A 20,824-nucleotide genomic window follows, 5' to 3' on the forward strand; every position below is an offset into this window, starting at 1 on the left:
AGAGGGATCATGAGCAGCTATCGGAAACTGGCAAGAAAACAGGCATTTCGTCTGGGGCTGGCAGTCACCGCGATGGTGGGGGGCATGACGGGCTGGCACACAGCTGCGTACGCAGACGGCGCGACGGACATCCAAAAGATGGATGCGGCGAATGCGGGCGCGATTACAAGGTCGGGGGATGTATGGACCGTTGTGCCGGACAAGGTCGAAAACGATATTGCGACCAACGCATTTTCCAAGTTCGTCGTCAATCAGAATAACGTCGCCAATCTGCAGATGTATAAGGGCGGGGTGAGCGCGAACACGCTCGTCAACATGGTGCAGGGGCGCATCGACATCCGCGGGACGGTCAACGTGCTGAAAAATGCGACGACCATCGGCGGCAATGTGTTCTTTCTGTCTCCCGAGGGGATGGCGGTCGGCAGGACGGGCGTCATCAATGCGGGCAGCATTACGGCGCTCACACCAAGTACAGACTGGTTCAATGACCATTTGCGGGACAATCGCGTCAAGGTCACGGCGGCGGATATGGATGCACTCAAGGCGGGGACGATCCCGCTGAATGCGGACGGCTCCATCGTCATTGACGGTCAGCTCAACGCGCAGAGCGGCATTCATCTGGGCGCGCCCGCGATCACGGTCGGCTCTGCGGCAAGTACGGCGGCGCAGCTCACGAGTCAAAAGGATTTGAACTTTGCCGCGCTGGTCAATGCGGGCAGCACAAGCGCGGGGCTTGGCACGCTGACCGCTGCGACGGGTGCGGGCGGCGACATCGTGCTCGCAGCGGCATCGAACCGGCTTAACAGCACAACAGACGATGTCCCGAAATACACGAATCCCCTCAGCGGCAGCAAAAACGAAATCAAGGCGGAGCTGACCGTCGGAAAAAGCGCAAGGGTTACGGGCGATCAGAACATCGCCCTGTCTTCGTATGCCGAACACACGGCAGATCAGAGCGAGGCGTTCGGCGGCACATCCTCGAATACCTCTGCGCAGCTCTTGGGGCAGATTGTCAAGACGACAGCGCATACGACGGTGAACGGCACGGTGACGGCGGATGGGCGTCTTTCTGCCACGGCAAAGGCGAAGAATATCGCCTCGGAGGCGGGTCCACTTTCCAATGCAGCGGGTCTTGCCGATGAAGTCGCGGGGGTCATCGCCGTCAACGTCGATCCCTCCTATATGATTATGGGCAGTGAGGCAACGGTGAAGATCGGCGCAGACGCCGCACTCACGGCAAAGGGCGCGGATGTCACGGTGACGCAGGACGGCAAGACGGTGGTTCAGGAGCGTGCGCTGACCGTCGGCGCGGATGCGCGCTCCTCCGTGGATGCAGGTGCGACCACATCCAAAATCAAATTTGCAAACATCAAGCACACAAATGCAGTTCCTGCGATGGCGGTCGGCTATGCCAAGGCACAGAGCGCGGCAAACGTGACCGTAGAGGGGCGTCTCACGGCAGAGCAGGGCAGCGTGGACGTTCATGCAAAATCCCGCGAGGATCTGATTGCAGCCGCCCATGCAAAGACAACGCAGCTCGGCGCAGGCGCGGACTCGACACAGATCATGAATGTCGCCGTCCTTGTGGCGCGCGGCAATAACGACGCACAGGTGAAAATCGGGCAGGGCGCAGCAGTCACGGCAGAGAAACAGGCGGACATCACAGCCGATGCGACGACCAAATTGGAGACCTCTGCATCCGCCTCTGGCAAGGAAAACTCCCTGCTCAATGTCGCTGTCAATGTGACGAAGCAGACGAGTGCGGCGCATACGGAGGTGCGCGGCACCGTCACGGGTAAGACGGCTGCGAACATCTATGCGCATAACACGCAGCTGAAAAACAGCGTGGAGGCGAGCACGGCAGCCGGCAAGAGCGGTATGATGACAGATTTTTCCAATGCCGCAGCGAATACGAACACCGTCACGGGACTGACACAGAAGATCAAGAATGTCATCGGCGGCATTCGCTCCAAGATCGGATTTCCCAGCGATGGTCTTTCCTCGCCGACCGAACTCGACAAGCTGGGGGAGAAGATCTCGCTCGGCGGCGCGGTCAACGTGCTGAATGAAGAGCAGCAGGCGCATGTCCTCCTTGCGCCGCACGCGGTCATCAACTCGGATGGAGCGGTAAAGATTGATGCGAACAGCACCATACGCGGCACGCATGTCCGGGCGCAGAGCGCCGTCAACAGCCAAACGGATCCGAACTGGTACCTCACGAAGGACGGCAAGACGGAGAAGGTCCAGGCGGGGAAGACCGAGGAAACGCAGGGCATGGGCAGCTTTGCCGTGAACGTGGCGAACATCAAGAACACGGCGGGCGTCACGACCCTTGCGGCAGAGGAGTCCGGCACATCCTACGCACCGAATATCACGGGAAAGACCGTTGACATCACGGCAGATGGGCATATTCTCTACACGAATATCGACGATATGATCAGCGAACTCCGCGCGAGCTTCGCAGAGTTCAAGCAGCACTGCGCCGCCTTTCAAGGTGCTCACGCCGGTACGCTTACTGCGGCGCAGGATAAGGCCGATGCGTATCTGGCAAAGTGCGACAATGACCCCGCCTATATCGTCTCGAAGGAGGGGCTGAAGGAGGCAAAAGAACTCGCTGCCGCCATAAAAGCCGTGGCAGACGTGCTCAAAGCGGACGTCACAGTTCCTGCCGACCTTGCGGAACGCGCATTGGCGTTTGCCGATCCTTCGAACTACCTGACCTTCCAGGCATCGGCGAAGTTCTCGGGCAAGGGGGCGACGCAGGAAAACCCCGATGCGGAGCAGGCGAAAATTGCGGGCGCGGCGGGCGTCAATTTTGCCGATGTCGATAACCATGCGGCAGTCGTTTTGGGGCGCGGCACGAAGGTCACTGCGGCGGATGAAGTGACGGTCGCGGCAAGCAGCAAAAAGCAGCTTGTGACGCTGGCGGGCGCGCCCGCATGGCAGGCAGGTGCCGATGTTGCGATCGGCGGTAACATTGGCATCACCGTCGGCGATACGACGGCGGATACCATCGTCGCGGAAGGCGTCGAGATTACGGGCAGGAAGGCTGCGATCAAGGCGACGAACAGCTATGACGGCATCCACCTCGCCATTGCAGCGGGCAAGGGCGGCAAGATCGGCTTTCAGGGCATGGCGAACTACGTCGGCGGTACATCGGGAGCTGTGACCTCCGTCGACGACGAGGCGAAGATCACGGCGGCAACTGCGGCGCAGATGAACGCGCTGAACACGACAAACATCACGAACATTGCCGGCTCTGCGGTGCTTGGCACGGGAGCCGCGATCGGACTTTCCGCCGCGCTCAACAACATCGCGCAGACAAGCATCGCGGCGATTGCCGACAACGATGCGGCAGGGGAGACGCAGGGGGATAAGACCGCAGAGCAGCGTACGGAGAAGCAGATCCGTGCGGCGCAGAAACGCGCGGTGCAGCCCTTTGGGAATGTGAATGCTGCGGATCTCTACGGTACGGCAGCGAAGAAGGCGGAGGGCGCGGTGCAGGCAGAGACGCTGGACGTCCATGCCGAGCAGAAGGGACTCATCAACGCGGCTGCGGCGGCGGGCGCAATCGCGACCGGCGATGACACCAGTGAAAAGGGCGGCATCTTTGACAAGATCGGTCAGACGGTCACGACCGGCAAAAACATGGTCGGTAACGGAATCACGAAGATCGACAACAAGCTGCAGGATCTCGTAGGGAGTTCCCTAAAAAAACAGGCGGAAAAAAAGACGGTTCCGATCAACGCGGTCAAGAACCTCGGATTTAATCAGAAGCAGCCTCCGTTTACCCTCGATCTGGCGGGCAGCGCCTCGGTCAACCTCAGCAAGGTGACGACGGCGGCAGAGGTGAAGGGGGCGAATGTCACCCTGACGACAAATGCGGCATCGCCCGCAGCCATGAAAAATCTCACCGTCAGCGCACAGGACTCCTCCTTTACGGGCGCATGGGGCGGCGCATTGGCGGTCACGTGGAAAACCACCACGAAGAGCCAGAACGAAGACAGCGCGAACGCCGGCATTGCGGGTGCGGCGAGCGTCAACGTGCAGAGACATCGCGACGTTCTGGCGCTCATGTCGGACAATCGCATCAAAGGCGCGGACAGCATCGAAAACATCGCCGTTCAGAAAGGTGCGACCGTTGCCGCCGCGCTCGGACTGTCGGTCATGAAAACAAGCGGAAAAACGGTGACATCCACCGCTGCTCCCGTTTCTTTGACGTACAACGAGGGCGGATCGGTCACGACGGCGCAGATGCGGGATAATTACGTCAATGCGGCGGCGGACGGCAGCGTACTCGCGGGCGCACAGAAAACGGCTCTCTCCAATCGCGCCGTCAGTTCGAATACGCAGGTGTCGGGCGGTGTGAGTGCGGGGCTTGTCTTCGGCAGCAAAAGCTCGAATGCGGTGGGCGCGGTCGTCGCCGTATCCAATCTGAGGAATGACGTGCACGCGGACATCACACAGACACGCAAGGATACGGGCGCACTGCGCAATATTGGTGCGCTCACGAACGAAGCTGTTTCCGGGATGACGCAGATCGGCGCAGCGATCGGCGTCGGCGCTGCCTCCGGCTCCAAACATGCGGCCGCGGTGACGGGCAGCTTTGCCGTGAACAACTTCGCGAACAAGACGGCGGCGCAGCTCACGAGGGTCACGCTGACGGCAGACAGCGCAAATGTCCGTGCGGACGACAAACAGGAGGCGGGCGCATATCAGGAGTATCTCGAGGAGCGCGGCATCGAGACCTCGGGTGACAAGTATCAAGAGGATTTTGCAAAGGGCAAGAGCAACAGCTCCCTTGCGGTCGATCAGGACGGCAATCTGACGCACAGCGGCGGCAGTACCATCGTCACGGCGGCGGCAAGCATCTCCGCTGCGGCGGGCAGCAGCGCAGCGACAGCGGCGGGGATCGGCGTCGGTGTCGGCGTGATTAAGAATGACTTCACGGCGGGCGTGAGCGGCAGCGACCTGGAGCTGAAGGGCGCGCAGGGGCTTAACGTGGAGAGCGTCGCCGATACCCGTGCCATAAACGTAGCGGCGGGCGTAGCGGGCAGTGGCGGCATCGCGGCAGCAGGTTCCGCCTCTGTCATCGCGACGAACAATGAGACCTCTGCGATCGTCAAGGACAGCACGATCAAGGCGCAAAAACTGCAGGCGAACGCACTCACGAAGAGCCTCCTCGTCAACGTCGCGGGACAGATCAGTGTCTCTGCGGGCGGCGCAGGTGTGGCGGCAGGGCTTGCCACCGCCGTCAACATGATCGACAACAATACGACGGCAGCACTGCGCGGCGGCAGACTGACGCTCTCGCACGACGGCATCGTAAACCTCAACGCGCAGAACATCGGCGGCATTGAGGCGCTGACAGCAGGGGTTGCCGCAGGGACACAGGCAGCCGTCAGCGGCGCCATCTCCGTCAACGTCGGGAAAAACGATACCCGCGCGGAGATTGCGCAGTATGAGGTGACGAAGGGGCGGATGGTCGACGCAGAGATCAGGGGCGCGAAGTCCGTCCGTGTGACAACACTTGACCAGACGCGTCAGGATGCCGCCGTCGGCGGTGTCTCTGCCTCCACGCAGGGCGGTGCAGTAGGCGCTTCCGTCGCTTTCAACGCCCTGCTCGGACAGCAGAACACGGCACGCATCAGCGGGGCGAAAATACGCCTCGCAGAGGGCGGGATGGCGACCGTGAATGCCGTCAATCAGGGCGAGCTGAACACCGTCGCGCTCAATGTCGCCGGCTCGGGCGGTAGTGTCGCATTTGCGGGGGCGGCAGCGGTCGCCGATGTCGATCAGGATACGACGGCGGAGATCGTCAGTTCCGACATTGAGGCAGAAGCGGGCAAAACGGCGGGGGATGTCACGGTACAGGCGGACGGCAAACTGACGGCACGCACCTTTGCCATCGTCGGCTCGGGGTCGTCCGAAGGTGCGGCGATCGGCGCCGGCGTTGCCGTCAACCTTCTCGATGCCGACACCAATGCCGTCATCAGCGGCGGGAAGATACATGCGGCGAATGTTATCACGGATGCCAAGAGCGACTTGGACATCCTCAACATCGGCATGGGCGTTGCCGCGAGCAGCGAGGGCGTCGCCGTTTCCGGCTCGGTCGCCGTCAACAAGATTGATAACGATACCCGCGCGAAGATCACGGACGGCGCGAAGGTGACGGCCCGAAAGAACGCCGTCGTCACGGCGGCGAGCGACGACCGCATACAGAACTACTCCGGTCAGCTCACAGCATCGGCAGAGGGCGCCGCCGCCGGTGTCTCGGTCAGCACAAACATCATCGGTTCGCATACGGATGCAGAGATCTCCGGCAGAGGAACGGAGGTTATTTCCCATACGAAGAATACGGATGCGGCAACCACGGTCAAGGACGGACTGGATCATGGCAAACTCTACAACGCGCCTCTGACACTCGGCACACTCACCGGACTGGACGGCCTTTCGGCGGGTCGCAAGGAAAATACGTATCGCGGGGTCGCTGTCTCCGCCTCGGCGACGCACACGGAGAATTCCTTCCTCGTCAATGCCGGCGTCACAGGAATGGGCGCTGTAGTAAGCGGAACCGTCAACACAAATGTCATCGGCGGAACGACCTCGGCGAAGATCACGGACGCGACGGCAAAGGCGGCGGGGGCGGATGTCTCCGTACGCGCCGATGATGCGACGAACAGCGGTGCGCTCGTCGGCACGGTCTCCGTCGCAGGAGAGGGCGCAGCCCTCGGCACAGGATCGAGCATCAACCTCGTGAACCGTACGACTCAGGCAGCGGCGGAGCGCAGCACGATTACGGCGAAAAACGCCGCCATCGACGCACGCTCCGGGCAGGGCATTGCCGCCCTCACCATGGGCGTCAGCTTTGCCGACGAGTTCGGCGCGGCAAATTCGAACAATTTCGTACGCATGGAGCAGCATACGAATGCCGCGCTGACGGACAGCAAGGTGGACGTGAGCGGTCTCAGCGTCACAGCGGACAATCTGGCACGCCTCCATGCAAATGCGCTCACCAAGGGGCTTGCGGGCTATGGTGTCGGCGCGGGCGTCGGCACGGCGGTTCTCCTCGACCGCAGCACGACTGAGGCGGATGTTGCGGTGACGACCGTCTCCTATGCGGACGATCAGGGCGAGACGCTTGTCCGTGCGCACAACGAGGAGCATTTGACAAACGCCGTTTACAGCCTCGGCGCGGCGGGGCTCGGAGGCGTCGGCGCGAGCATTGGCGGCGGCGACGTGCGAAATACCGTCAAGGCGGCGGTCAGGAACAGCAGCCTCGGCTACGTCAAGGTGAATCAGGACGACACCAAGGCGGAGACGGCGGCGAAGAAGATTACCGTCTCTGCGGAGAACGATCTGGACTTTGACGAGCAGAGCGGCGTGTACGGCGGCGGTGCTGTCGGTGCGAGCGTCGGCATTGCGGTCAACAACTTCAAATCCACCGTCGAGAGCGTGGTCACGGGCAGCACGCTCCATGCACGCGAGGCGGCAGACATTACGGCGCACGATGCAAAGACGATCCGGCAGCTTGCGACAAACGGCGCGGCCGGCATTGCCGCCGTTGGGCTGAACATCATGGTGATGAACGTCGGCGCGGATCTGAAGGACTCCTATACAATGGAGGAAGGCTCGGACAAGGAGAAGCAGCGTGCCGATCTGAAACAGCATACGGACAAGGAAAAAGCGCAGGAGCAGGATGCGGCAGCGCGCTCTCAGGAGGGGTTGTCCTACGTCTCGTCCGATAACAGCGGCAATGCACTTGCGGAAAAGACCGCGCCGAGCACGGAGGCAAAGGCATCCGCACGCGCGGAGCGCTCGCACATCCGTGCGGATGGAAACGGCAGTGCAATCAGCCTCAGCGCACGCGACACCATGAACATCACGCAGCTCACCATGCAGGCAGGTGTCGGCGGCATTGCCGTCGGGGGGGCTGCCGGCATCGTCGAAAGCAGGGCGAATGCGGAGGTTGTCACATCGGACAGCAAGCTGCGTGCGGATACGATCACGCTTGACTCTGCAAAGGACGGCGCGGCAACGCTTAAAATCTATCAGGGCGCGGCAGGGGCGGGCGCATTCAATGCTGCCTACGGCGGGCTGAACATGGGCGGCAGGAACGACCTCGCCCTCTCCGGCACAGAGATGCACGGCAAGACCATCACGGGCAAGACGCGCGATGAAAGTACGGGCAAGGTGGAGATCATCGGCGTTGCGGCAGCCACCGGCAATGGAGCAAACATCCTCGTCGGCAATGCCGCCCATGACGGCGTACAGACCATGCGCGTCGCAAACAGTACGCTCACGGCAGACGGGGATCTGACGCTCTCCATGACGCGTGCGGCAAAAACAGCTGACGCGCCGACCCTGCAAAGTATTACGAAGGCGGCAGCGAGCGGCATCACCTTTGCCGGCAACGGCATCGCGGCGCTTGCGCGCGAGACGGGCGGCATGACCATGCACCTTGCGCAGGGCAACACGCTTGCGACGGCGGGTGCCCTGACGCTCCGAACGGACAACCGCGCCGACGTGCGCGCCGAGACCGGCGCTCTTTCGGCGAGCATGATTGCGGCGGCGACGGCGACACACGCTTCCGCCTCCTTTGGCACGGAGAAAAATGCCTACCGGAACCGCATCCTCATTGGTGTGGAGGATCAGCAGGGCGGCAGGACGGATGGGGAGAACACCCTTTCGGGCAAGACCGTCACCATCGCCGCCGAGACGAACGCAAAGGAGTCGGCACAGCTGAAATCCCTGAGCGCGGCAGGAAGTGCGGGCGTGCAGGTGAGCACGGCGAAGATCGGCGCTTACAGCGACGCCAAGACCCTCCTTTCGAGCAGAACGAACTACAGAACAGCGGTAATTTCACCCACATCGGCACAGCCGAGCGGGGGTAAAGAGCTGCAAATCAGTACCAAGAACATTCATACACAGGATCTGGACGCGCGCGGCATCGCTGCGGGAGGTCTGTTTGCTACGGCTACAAACTACGGCGCAATCAAGAATGTGCTCCACAGTGATACAACTGCTTACGGCACAGGCAGCGGCAGTATCCTCCATAATGCCGCGCTCACCACGCACGCCGAGGCCATGAAGACGGGCAAGGCGGACGGCAGCGGCGGTGCGCTCGTCGCCATCAGCCCCATCGCCGCCGGGATTTCGGATGATACGACGCTGCGCGCACAGACAAAGATCATGGGGACGTGGAATATGTTGGGCGCACTCGACGCGAAGGCATCCACATACGACAACTCACTGCATAATGTCGATGCGCTTCAGGCGGCAATCGTCGGCGGCAGCGGTACGCGTCTGACGAAGACGCTCGCTCAGAATGCGGCTGTCTCCGTAGAGAACGCGCAGATCGAGACGGTCGGTGCGCAGTACTACGAGGCGAAGAATGCGTTCAGCCACGCGGACAAGGACGCGGCGAGCGGCTACGGTGCGGGCTCGGCGCATGCGGGCGATGTCTCCACGGTGATGACGGAGTCGGCAAAGATCACCTTTAAGAACAGCACGGCAAGGACGGCGGGGCGTGCAGGAATCACGGCGCACAGCCTCACAGAGGGCACATCGAAGACAAGCGGCATCGTCAAGGCGGCGGGCGTCGTTCCGTTCACCATGATGAACGGCAAGCTCGGCGTGACCTACGACAACGCTGTCGAGACCATAAACAGCCGTCTCACAACGGCAAAGGCGGGCGCGAACATCACCCTTGCGGCGAAGGATGATACGGAGCTCCGCTATGAGATGAACGCTGATACACAGGGAGGTCTTGCGGGCACGGCAGGTGCGGCGCTCACATCGAACATCACGCGCGGGAATATCGTCCGTGTCGATGGGGCAAGCACGCTCTTCAGTTCCCACGATGTAAATCTCTATACGGGACGCGGCATCGACCCGCAGACGGGCGAGCGCAATCTTGGCACGTTCAAGCTCTCCCTCCTGGCGGATGCGACGAATCGGACGGCAATTCCCCTGCGCACTGCGCCGAAGCTCGACAACAAGATGAAGCAGACCAATACCGTCGACATCGCGCGCGGTGCGCACGTCGAGAGCGTCCGCCATGCGAACCTCTCGGCTGTGCCGGGCTATACACAGGCGTATGAGAGTGCGACCGAGTATACCGTGTGGTCGGGCAAGGGCGCACAAGGCTCGCTGACAACGACGGCGGACGGCAGCAAGATCAAGAACGAAGAGGCACACAATACGGTGCGGGTGGATGGCTCTGTGACCGCGGGCATCCACAACCGCCTCAGCATGAACATCCGGCAAAAGTCCCCCGGCATGTCGGAGGCGAAGACCAAGGAGTTGACGGCGAAGCTCGCCGGAATGACGTCGGCAGAGAAAGAGGCTCTGGCGCAAAAGACCGATGCCACGGGGGAGGAGCGGCTGCTGCGCGACATCTACATGCTCTCGGAGGGGAAGGGCGCGCTCAGCGCAGACGAGGCACAGTGGCTCTACGGGCAGCTCGTTGGCGCTATTGATGCGGACATCACGGATGGCAAGGAGTGGCTCGACAAAAATGCAATCCGCTATCAGGAATTCACGCTGAACAATCCCTACCTCACGGAGTACAACAACCTCATGCGGGCATACTCCCACGTGAAGAAAGGCTCGACAGAGGGAAACAATCTCTGGACGACGATTGCTCGGCTGAAAGAGTCGATGAAGGCGGAGGGCTTCGTGGACGGGGATACCGTTCTGTCAAGCAGGACAACCATCGGACTCGTTCTGCCCGATCTTGCGGTCTCGGGCGGCAATGTGAACATCGAGGCGGATACCGTCAGCGGGACGGGCAGCCTGACCGCAAAGGGCGCACCCGTCGTTAATGTCCGGAGCGCGGCAGAGCGCCGTCTCATCGTGCAGGATGTGAAGATCTCCGACGCGGGCGGCAGGGTACGGCTCGGTGAGGCTGATCTCACAGGGGAGCAGTTTGGCGGTGCAGTTCATACCGATAAGAATACCTCCGATTCCTCCATCACGATTCACTCGACAGCACAGGCATCGGATGCGGATATCGAGCTGCACGGCGACATCATTACCCCAGGGACAATCACCGTTAAAACCGCCAACAGCAGCATCCGCTCCACCAATCGGAGCAATATGCGTGCCGCACAGATCCATGTTGAGGCGCCGAATGGCGCCGTCAGCCAGTCCTCTCCGCAGGGAACCGTGTTCATCGGCGGCGATCCGCTCGCGCGGTTCAGCAGACCGGGGCCGCTTGCAAACTGGATACAGAAGATTGTTTCCGACAACTTGGAAGCAGGGAAGACGGAAGCACTCGAGTTCAAAAATGCCAAGGACTTCTATGCGACTATATTGCTAGGCGCGCTCTTTATTCCCGGACTGCGAGAGGACGCCGAACAACTGTTCAAGGAAGCGAGCAGACATGACGCCACATGGGTCGCGGGCAAGGATATCTCGATTGCGGCACGCAACGTCAACATCAACGGGCTCATCCAGAGCGGTTACCCATCCTACAAGATAAAGCTGGATGCATCTGCCAATGATGCGATTGCCGCTGCCGACCGGCTGCGCACGGAGGAGCGGCTGCGCGTCTCCGACGAGCAGACCTACTGGGATGAGACTGCCGCAGACGGGCGCGGCGCATGGGCGTACCGCCCTGCCGTCTACTACAACGCAAAGGAGGGCTATCTCTTCACCGATGCGATGGAGACGGGCGGCGGCAATGTCACCATCACGGGGGCACTCTCCAGTACCAGTAATCCCATCATCACGAAGGACGGCTGCGTCGTCGATGGCAGGGGCAGGATTCTCGCACGCGGCGGTGAGTCGGACATCAGCATCGACACCTCTGCGGTGACGCGTGATCTCCATCTGGGGGCAATCACGAACCGCGCGGGCGGCGGCAGGGTTCTCCTCTCCGATCGGAATACGGGGAAGACGACCGAGTATCTGAGCAATGGCACGTACCGCTCCTATACGATTGGCACGGAGGAGAAGAATAGGGGCGACTTCGAAGATGCTCCGACAGAGAACGGCATGGCGCAGTATGCGCCGAAGGCGGGGTTGACCTACAACTGGACAGGCGGCAGGAGCGGCAAGAAGACGCAGACAACTTACTCCTATGGGGAGCGCTTCCTTGCCAACGGGCATTGGTCAACCGGTGATGTCGGCAAGAATATCACAGATAAAAATATTGAAGATGGCACGGTTCGCGTCAGTAAGATGGAATCCGATGGAGACATCCTGCCGAACGGCGTCTATTTCGGCACGGGAGATACGAGTAAATACCATTGGGTGGACGGGAGTGTGTATGAGTCAACAGGCGAAAAGTTCCCGAACCCGCCTGCCATAACCAAATACTATGGAAAGTGGCAGGAGAAAAACGGGAAACGCGTCTACAACGATGACGGAACGCCGCATATGATTAACACGTGGTGGGGGGAACGCCTTAAGTACGGCATTTACTTCCATCAGTGGAACGAAGTTACGACAAAGGGGACGAGCAACACCTATCATATCGCTGCAGACAAGAAGATCGGCATAGACTTCCTCGCGGGCGATGGATCGGGCAACGTGAGCGTGCATACGAACGGCAGCCTCATCCTCAATGGCGGCATCCGCAACATCTCGAACAACACCTATGCCGTCGATCTGAAATCGGATGCGGGCAGGATCGAGAGCAATCTCGGCAGGAACGGCATCGTCTACACGAACAATCTGACGGCGCATGCCGCGAATGGCATCACGCTCGTGCAGAGCGCAGCCGATGCCGCCGCCGCATCGAAGCTCACACTTGAGACGACGCAGGGGGCGATCGACCTCACCTCGCAGCGCGGCGATGTGCAGCTTGTTAAGGGCTATGCCGGGGCGGATGTCGGTATCCGCGCAAGCGGCAGCATCGTGGGCGCGATGCCGGGCAGCGATCCTGCTGTAAAGGGCGCGAACATCACGCTCGAAAGCACGGGGGCAATCGACCTTCCCATCGTGGCGTCGGGGCGCGTGGACGTGTCGGCAGGTGGGAACATCAAGCTGACGCAGAAGCAGACGGGCGGTGATTTGAAGGTCGGCAGGATTCAAAGCACGAACGGCGACGTCGATTTGACGGCAGAGGGCGGCGCCATCGTCGATGCCATGCCCGAGGAGGGCAGACTCTCCGACGCAGAGGCACGCATGGAGCGCTGGCGTGAACTGGGGCTGACGCATGCGAGCGATGGCGCCAATGAGAGTGCACAGTCGGCTGCCGCAGCCAAGGCGGAACGCCTCAAGGGGCTGGAAGTGCTAGGCAAGGCAGCGGCACGCGGGATGAGCGCGGCAGGTGCAAGCGACGCAGATGTGGAGAAGCTCTATGCGGACTATCAGGCACTCTCCGAGGCGTACCGCAATGATGCGGCGATTCAGGCGGCGCGCAAAGCGTATGCGGACGAACTCAAAGCATCACATGAAGCGGGCTGGTCGGCAGAGGAGGCATACGCGCGTACGATCGGCACAGCGGAGCAGGCATTTTTCACGCAGAAGGGCATTGTCAAGACGGATGCACACGCACAGACCGAGGTGGACAAGGCACGCACCTTTATCCGCGACTACAAGACGCTCGCGCAGAGCGACAGCTACGGCTGGAGCGCGAACGGTCTGCGCTATGCCATTCAAAAGAGCGTGATCAATGCGACGCCGGGACAGGTCGCGGAGGTCAAGACACCGAACATCATCGGGCGCAATATCACGCTTACAGCGGGAAGAAACAAGGGCATCGGTGAGGACGGCAGCAAGATCCGCATTGCAAACGCCGATCTCCTCAAGGAGCAGAATCTCATTACACTCTCGAACGCTCGCGCTGGAGAGATGCGCTGGACGGCGGACGGCGTGGAAGTCACGCATACGCGTCCCGTCAAGGTGCAGGTGCGCGAGGGCGGCAAAGTAAACCTGACGGGCGATCAGCGTGTCTATGTTGTCAGCAAGGACAGTGCGCTGAACCTCGGCACGGTCGCCTCCAAGGGAGATGTCTACCTGCAAGGCGCACGGGGCATCTACGGCACCGGCACGGCAATCACGGCGAAAAACCTTTCCCTGTACGGCGGCAGCGGCGGCATCGGCACGGCAGACAAGCATCTGCGCATCAATGCGACCGGCGTGCTCGATGCGAACGCGGTGGGCGGCATCTACATCAAGCAGGACGATACGCGTCCGCTGACCATACAGGCGGTTGGCAGCAGCGGCGACGTTGTTCTCACCGCATCCAAGGGAATGCGCATGACCACGGAGGAGGGCAAGACCGGCGGCTATATCAAGGGCGCGCATGTCACGTTGAAATCGACCGAGAATTCTCTCGGCACGGCGGCGGACGGCATCCGCATTGCCGCGAACAGCCTCCTCTACGCAGACGCAGGGGCGCACGATGTTCACATCGCGAGCGACGATAACGGAACACTTCTCATTGGTGCGCTGAAAGGAAAGAACATCTCGGTGCATGCCGTGAAGGGCGTGGAGATGAAGGAGGATGAGGATAAAGCTGCGAAGATTGAGGCGGAGGAAAATGCAGACATCGCTTCGGGTGAGGGCGCCATTGCACTCGCACAGGGCGCAGTTGCGGCAAAGAAGGTCAGCCTTTCCGCCAAGAATGGCATCACGCAGAGTAAAAACGGCAGCATCAAGACCAATGCGCTGGGCGTGAAGTCGGATGGCGCAGTCCGTCTCCTCGGCACGCAGAACATATTCCCCGCATTGACGCTGACGGGCATCGCGGGCGACCGGGTCGGCGGCAGTGTCCATATCGTGAACACGGGCGGCATGAGGGTATCGCCTCTCGACGTGGCAGGTGATCTTACAATCGCACAGAAGGGCGCACTGACAATGGGCGGCGATGTACGCGCAGACGGCACGCTGACGATTGAGACAGACGACCGGCTTGCGGCGCAGAACATCACGGCGGGGCGTGCGGCGACGCTGAACGCCGGGACTGCGCTGACGGCGCACAATATTACGGCGGGCGGCAATTCAGTGCTGAATGCAGGTGCAGACCTCACGGCAAATGATGTGACGGCGGGCGGCAGTCTGAATGCCAAGGCAAAGAACATCACGGCGAATAACGTGAACGTAACCGACAATACGAATATCACAGCGGGTGCAGATTTCAAGGTGCATGATGTGAACGTCGGCGGCGAACTGAATGCCAAGGGGCAGACTATCACAGCTGAGAACATCAAGAGCACAGGCAAGACCGCACTCACCGCAACCACGGACAGCATCACGGCGAAGAATCTTAGAGCTGGTGGCACACTCGACGCTGTGGCAAAGACGAATCTGACGGTCGATACTGTTACGGGCAAGAGCAAGATTGCGCTCACGGCGCAGACGGGGAATCTCAAGGCAACCGGTGCGGTTCATACCGACACGGATGCCGTACTGACGGCGGGCAAGGATGTCACACTGGGAGGAGCATTCTCTGCGAAGCAGAACGTAAGCCTTACGGCGGGACAGAATGCAACGCTGAACGATAAGACCGACGTGGGCGGAACACTCACGGCGAATGTCGGCAGGGATCTCGTTACGAATGGCGCTGTCACCACGGGACAGAATTTTGTCGTGACCGTTGGCAACAATCTCACAACGAACGAGACTGTTACCGCAGGGAGTGACTTCACTGCGAATGTCGGCAATAACGTCACCACGAACAATATTGTCACCACAGGCGGCAACCTTGCCATGAAGGGCACAAACGACCTCACGGCGCATGCGGCAGTGCTCTCGCACGGCGGAGCGACGCTTGACGCGCAGAACGTCAAACTCAACGCCGACCTCACAGCAGATAAGAACCTGACGATAACGGCAACGAAGAACATCTTTACAAAGGCGGGGACAAACCTTTATACGAAGTCGGACGGCAGACTGAAAGCGCATGACGCAAACCTTGACGGCGATGTGCGTGCGGACGGTACGCTGACGATTGAGACAGATGACAAGCTGACCGCAAAGAATATCACAGTGGGTAAAGCGGCAACGCTGAACGCCGGCACGGCACTGACCGCGCATGACATCAATGCGGGCAATGACGCTGTGCTGAACGCAGGTGCAGACCTCACGGCAAACGATGTGACGGCGGGCGGTAGTCTGAGTGCCAAGGCAAAGAATATCACGGCGAATAACGTGAGCGTTATCGGCAACACGATCATCACAGCGGGTGCAGATTTCAAGGTCCATGATGTGACGGCGGGCGGCGACCTGACTGCCAAGGGGCAGAATATCAATGCCAACAACGTCACAAGTACGGGCAAGACCGCACTCACCGCAACGGCGGACAGCATCACGGCGAAGAATCTCAGAGCCGATGGCACGCTTGATGCTGTGGCAAAGAATAATCTGACGGTCGATACTGTTACGGGCAAGAGCAAGATTGCGCTCACGGCGCAGACGGGGAATCTCAAGGCAACCGGCGCAGTCCATACCGATACGGATGCCGTACTGACGGCGGGCAAGGATGTCACCCTTGCGGGTACATTCTCCGCGGGCAGCGCACAGCTGACAGCGGGCGAGAATGCAATGCTCGGCGGCACGACCGACGTGGGCGAAACACTGACGGCAAAGGTCGGCAGGGATCTCGTTACGAACGGCGCTGTCACCACGGGACAGAATTTTGTCGCGACCGTTGGCAACAATCTCACAACGAATGAGACAGTTACCACAGGAAGCGACTTCACCGCGACCGCCGGCAATGACTTCACGTCGAATGACAAGCTTGCAGCGGGACAGAATCTTGTTGCGAACGTCGGGAACGATTTCACGACAAATGGCGCTGTCACAACGGGCAGCGACTTCACTGCGACTGTCGGCAATAACGTCACCACGAACAACATTGTCACCACGGGCGGAAACCTCGTCATGAAGGTCACGAATGACCTCACGGCGCATGCGGCAGTCCTCTCGCACGGAACGGCGCAGCTTGACGCGCAGAACGTTAAACTCAACGCCGACCTCACAGCAGATAAGAACCTTACGATTACGGCAACGAAGAATATCTTCACAAAGGAGGGAACGAACCTTTCCACAAAGACGGACGGCAGACTGAAAGCGCATAGCGCACGCCTTGACGGCGATGTGCGTGCGGACGGTACGCTGACGATTGAGACCGATGACAAGCTGACCGCAAAGAACATCACGGCAGGAAGTGCGGCGACGCTGAACGCAGGAACAGCGCTGACGGCGCAAAACATCACAGCGGGCGGCGACGCAGTACTGAACGTAGGAGCAGATCTTACGGCAAACGATGTGAACGTCATCGGCAACACAAACATCACAGCGGGTGCAGATTTCAAGGTACATGACGTGAATGTCGGCGGCGATCTGAATGCCAAGGGGCAGAATATCACAGCTGAGAGCATCAAGAGCACGGGCAAGACCGTACTCACTGCAACCACGGACAGCATCACGGCGAAGAATCTCAGAGCCGATGGCACGCTTGATGCTGTGGCAAAGAATAATCTGACGGTCGATACTGTTACGGGCAAGAGCAAGATTGCGCTCACGGCGCAGACGGGGAATCTCAAGGCAAATGGTGCTGTTCATACCGATACGGATGCCGTACTGACGGCGGGCAGAGATGTTACACTCGCGGGTACATTCTCCGCGGGCAGCGCACAGCTGACAGCGGGAGAGAATGCAATGCTCGGCGGCACGACCGATGTGGGCGAAACACTGACGGCAAAGGTTGGCAGGGATCTCGCTGCGAATGGCACTCTTCAAACGGGCAGTGACTTCAACGCGACCGTTGGCAATGACTTCACGTTGAATGACAAGCTTGCAGCGGGACAGAATCTCGTTGCGAACGTCGGGAACGATTTCACGACAAACGGCGCTGTCACCACGGGGAGCGACTTCACTGCGACTGTCGGCAATAACGTCATCACGAACAACATTGTCACCACAGGCGGCAGCCTTGCCATGAAGGTCACGAATGACCTCACGGCGCATGCGGCAGTACTCTCGCACGGCGGAGCGACGCTTGACGCGCAGAACGTCAATCTGAATGCAAACCTTAGCTCGGATAAGAACCTCGCGATCACGGCAAAGAACAATATCTTCACAAAGGAGGGCACGAACCTTTACAGCAAGTCGGATGGCAGACTGAAAGCGCATGACGCAAACCTTGACGGCGATGTGCGTGCGGACGGTACGCTGACGATTGAGACCGATGACAAGCTGACCGCAAAGAACATCACGGCAGGAAGTGCGGCGGCGCTGAACGCAGGAACAGCGCTAACGGCGCAAAATATCACGGCGGGCGGCGGTCTGAACGCCAAGGCGAAGAACATCACGGTAAGCAACGCTGGTGCGGGCGGCAATGCCGTACTGAACGCCGAAACTGCGCTGATGGCACAGAACGTCACAGCGGGCGGTAATGCCGCGCTGAAGGCGGGCGCAGAACTCTCCGCAAAGAATGTGAACGTCGGCGGAAATGCTGACATCACAGCGGGGTCAAATCTCACCGCAAATGACGTAAGCGTCGGCGGCAATCTGAATGCGAAAGCGCAGAACATCAGGGTAAGCAATGTCACGGGCAAAGGAAATGCAGATCTCACGGCAGAGCAGAACGCGACACTCGGAGGCAAGACCGATGTGGGCGGTAATCTTACGGCGCAGGTTGGCAATGACCTCATTGCGGTTGGCGCGGTCATCACGGGCAAGGAACTCATTGCGAACGTCGGCAACGATCTCGCAGTGAACGACCTTGTTTCGACGGGCGGGAATGCAAGCCTGACCGTGGGACGGAATGTGACACTTGACGGCGCTCTGATCACGGGCGGCAATTTCACGGCGAATGTTGCGCATGACCTCACAGCGAATGATGCCGTGACGACAGGCGCTGACTTTGCGGCGATCGTCGGCAACAACGCTGTGACAAACGGCATCGTTACAACGAACGGCGCACTCAAGTGGAATGTCGGCAAGGATCTCACGACGAATGCGGCAGTCCTCTCGCACGGCACGACAACGATTGACGCGCAGAACGTCAAACTGAGTGCCGACCTGATGTCGGACAAGAACCTCACGATAACGGCAAAGAACAATATCTTTACAAAGGAGGGAGCGAACCTTTCCACGAAGTCGGACGGCAGACTGAAAGCGCACACTGCCGATCTCGGCGGTGATGTGCGCGCAGACGGCACGCTGACGATTGAAACGGACGAGCAGCTGACGGCGCAGAACATCACGGCGGGCAACGCGACACTGAAGGCAGGAGCAGAACTCTCCGCAAAGAGTGTGAACGTCGGCGGAAATGCTGACATCACAGCGGGTGCAAACCTTACGGCAAACGATCTTGTTGCGGGCGGCACGGCAGATCTGCACGCCGGAAAGGCGATGGATACGGGATCGATCTCTGCCGGTACGGTCAAACTCCATGCAGCAGATGGGCATATCTATGCGCACGGTGCGATTACGGCAGCGCATGATGCCGCCGTTTCGACGGGGGCGCAGGGGGCAATCACGCTCGAGAAGACACTGACCGCAGGGAAGAACATCACCCTTGACACAAAGCGGGGCGATATGCTCTTTGGCGGCGATGTCCGCAGCAAGGAGGGAGCAATCACAGCAACCATCGAAGAGCATGGAAACATCGGACAGCTTGGCGGCGCAAAAATTTCCGTAGAGGCTGCCGCAAAGGGCGCGGGCTATGTAACGCTCACGAACAAGGGAACAGGCGACATCGACCTCCATCGTATCTATGCGGATCGCGATATCCGCACCAGTCTTGAGCATGGCAATATCCACGTCTATGAAATGAACGGTGCGCTTGTCGCCGTTGTACTCAAAGATCCGGACAAGAAGATGGCGCTTGAGAATATCATTGCAGAGCGCCGCATGATTGTTCAAGGTTCGGATATGAATCTCGACAATATCCGTGTCCGCGAAGGATCGGACGGACTGCTTTCGATTGAGCCGGCAGGTGCGCGGGATGATCGACCCATTGAGAACTTTACGATGGGGAATCTCAATTTGAGTGACGCGACGGGCATCCGATTCGAACGTTTGTGGGCGAACAATGCAAAGCTCAAGATCTCGGGCGGCAGGGTGTACTTTGACAAACTCTTCATCGAGGGCAGGGCGGACATCTCCTATGCCGGACAGGAGACGAGTATCTACGGTACGCCGCCGCAGATCGACGGCAACGCCGTGACCTACTGGAACGATATCAACCGCAACAATCCGCGTACCAACCTTGGTGCATGGAAGGAGGGTGGCGCAGACACGTGGATGTATATTCACTTCACGGGGCCGAATCGGCAGGAGAGCCGCGGCAACCTGCTTTCCCTTGCGAACTACCGATTTGTCTATCCGCAGCGCGAGAATCTCGTCGACTTTATGGGACATGCGCTTTGGTCTGCGGAGCGCACCGATCTCGGCATGAAACACATCTCTGCGACGGATGGAACAGCACTCGCAATGCAGACGCAGGCGAAGCCGCTCGATCGAACAACAGAGAATGCAACGGCGGATGAGCTTACCGTTGTCGAGTAATTTATGACAGAACTGCTGCACTTTTCCTAAAAGAGGTGTGCAGCAGTTTTTATTGCAGGGAATCACTGATAAAATGAAGTCCGTCAGATTGGCGTAGATTTTTTGTCCGAACAAGGGGGAAAACCGGACGCAGAGTGGTGCTCTGTGGAGGATTTTCCGCCGAAGTGCGGGCGAAAAAGATGCGTCAAAATGGCGGTGCTGAATTTATCAGTGCTTCCCCAGAAAAGTTCGTAAGATTTTGCGGTGAGAGAGAGGAAAAGAAGGAAAGGACGGCGAATATCTACCCTATTGTATAGTGTTTTGTTATGACCCGATGGCTCTTGATCGAATGGGGAGCAAAGGGTGTGTATGG

The 20,824-nt window shown here is 59.7% G+C and carries 1 protein-coding gene; it reads left to right on the plus strand.

The features are described 5' to 3' along the window. The first annotated feature begins 9 nt into the window (after positions 1 to 9). Positions 10 to 20,472 carry a leukotoxin LktA family filamentous adhesin gene (locus HMPREF9081_RS04385; RefSeq protein WP_040394493.1) on the plus strand — a complete coding sequence of 6,821 codons (20,463 nt, stop codon included), beginning with the start codon at positions 10 to 12 and terminating at the stop codon, positions 20,470 to 20,472. Positions 20,473 to 20,824 lie beyond the last annotated feature (352 nt).

Source organism: Centipeda periodontii DSM 2778, assembly GCF_000213975.1.
Taxonomy (GTDB): domain Bacteria; phylum Bacillota; class Negativicutes; order Selenomonadales; family Selenomonadaceae; genus Centipeda; species Centipeda periodontii.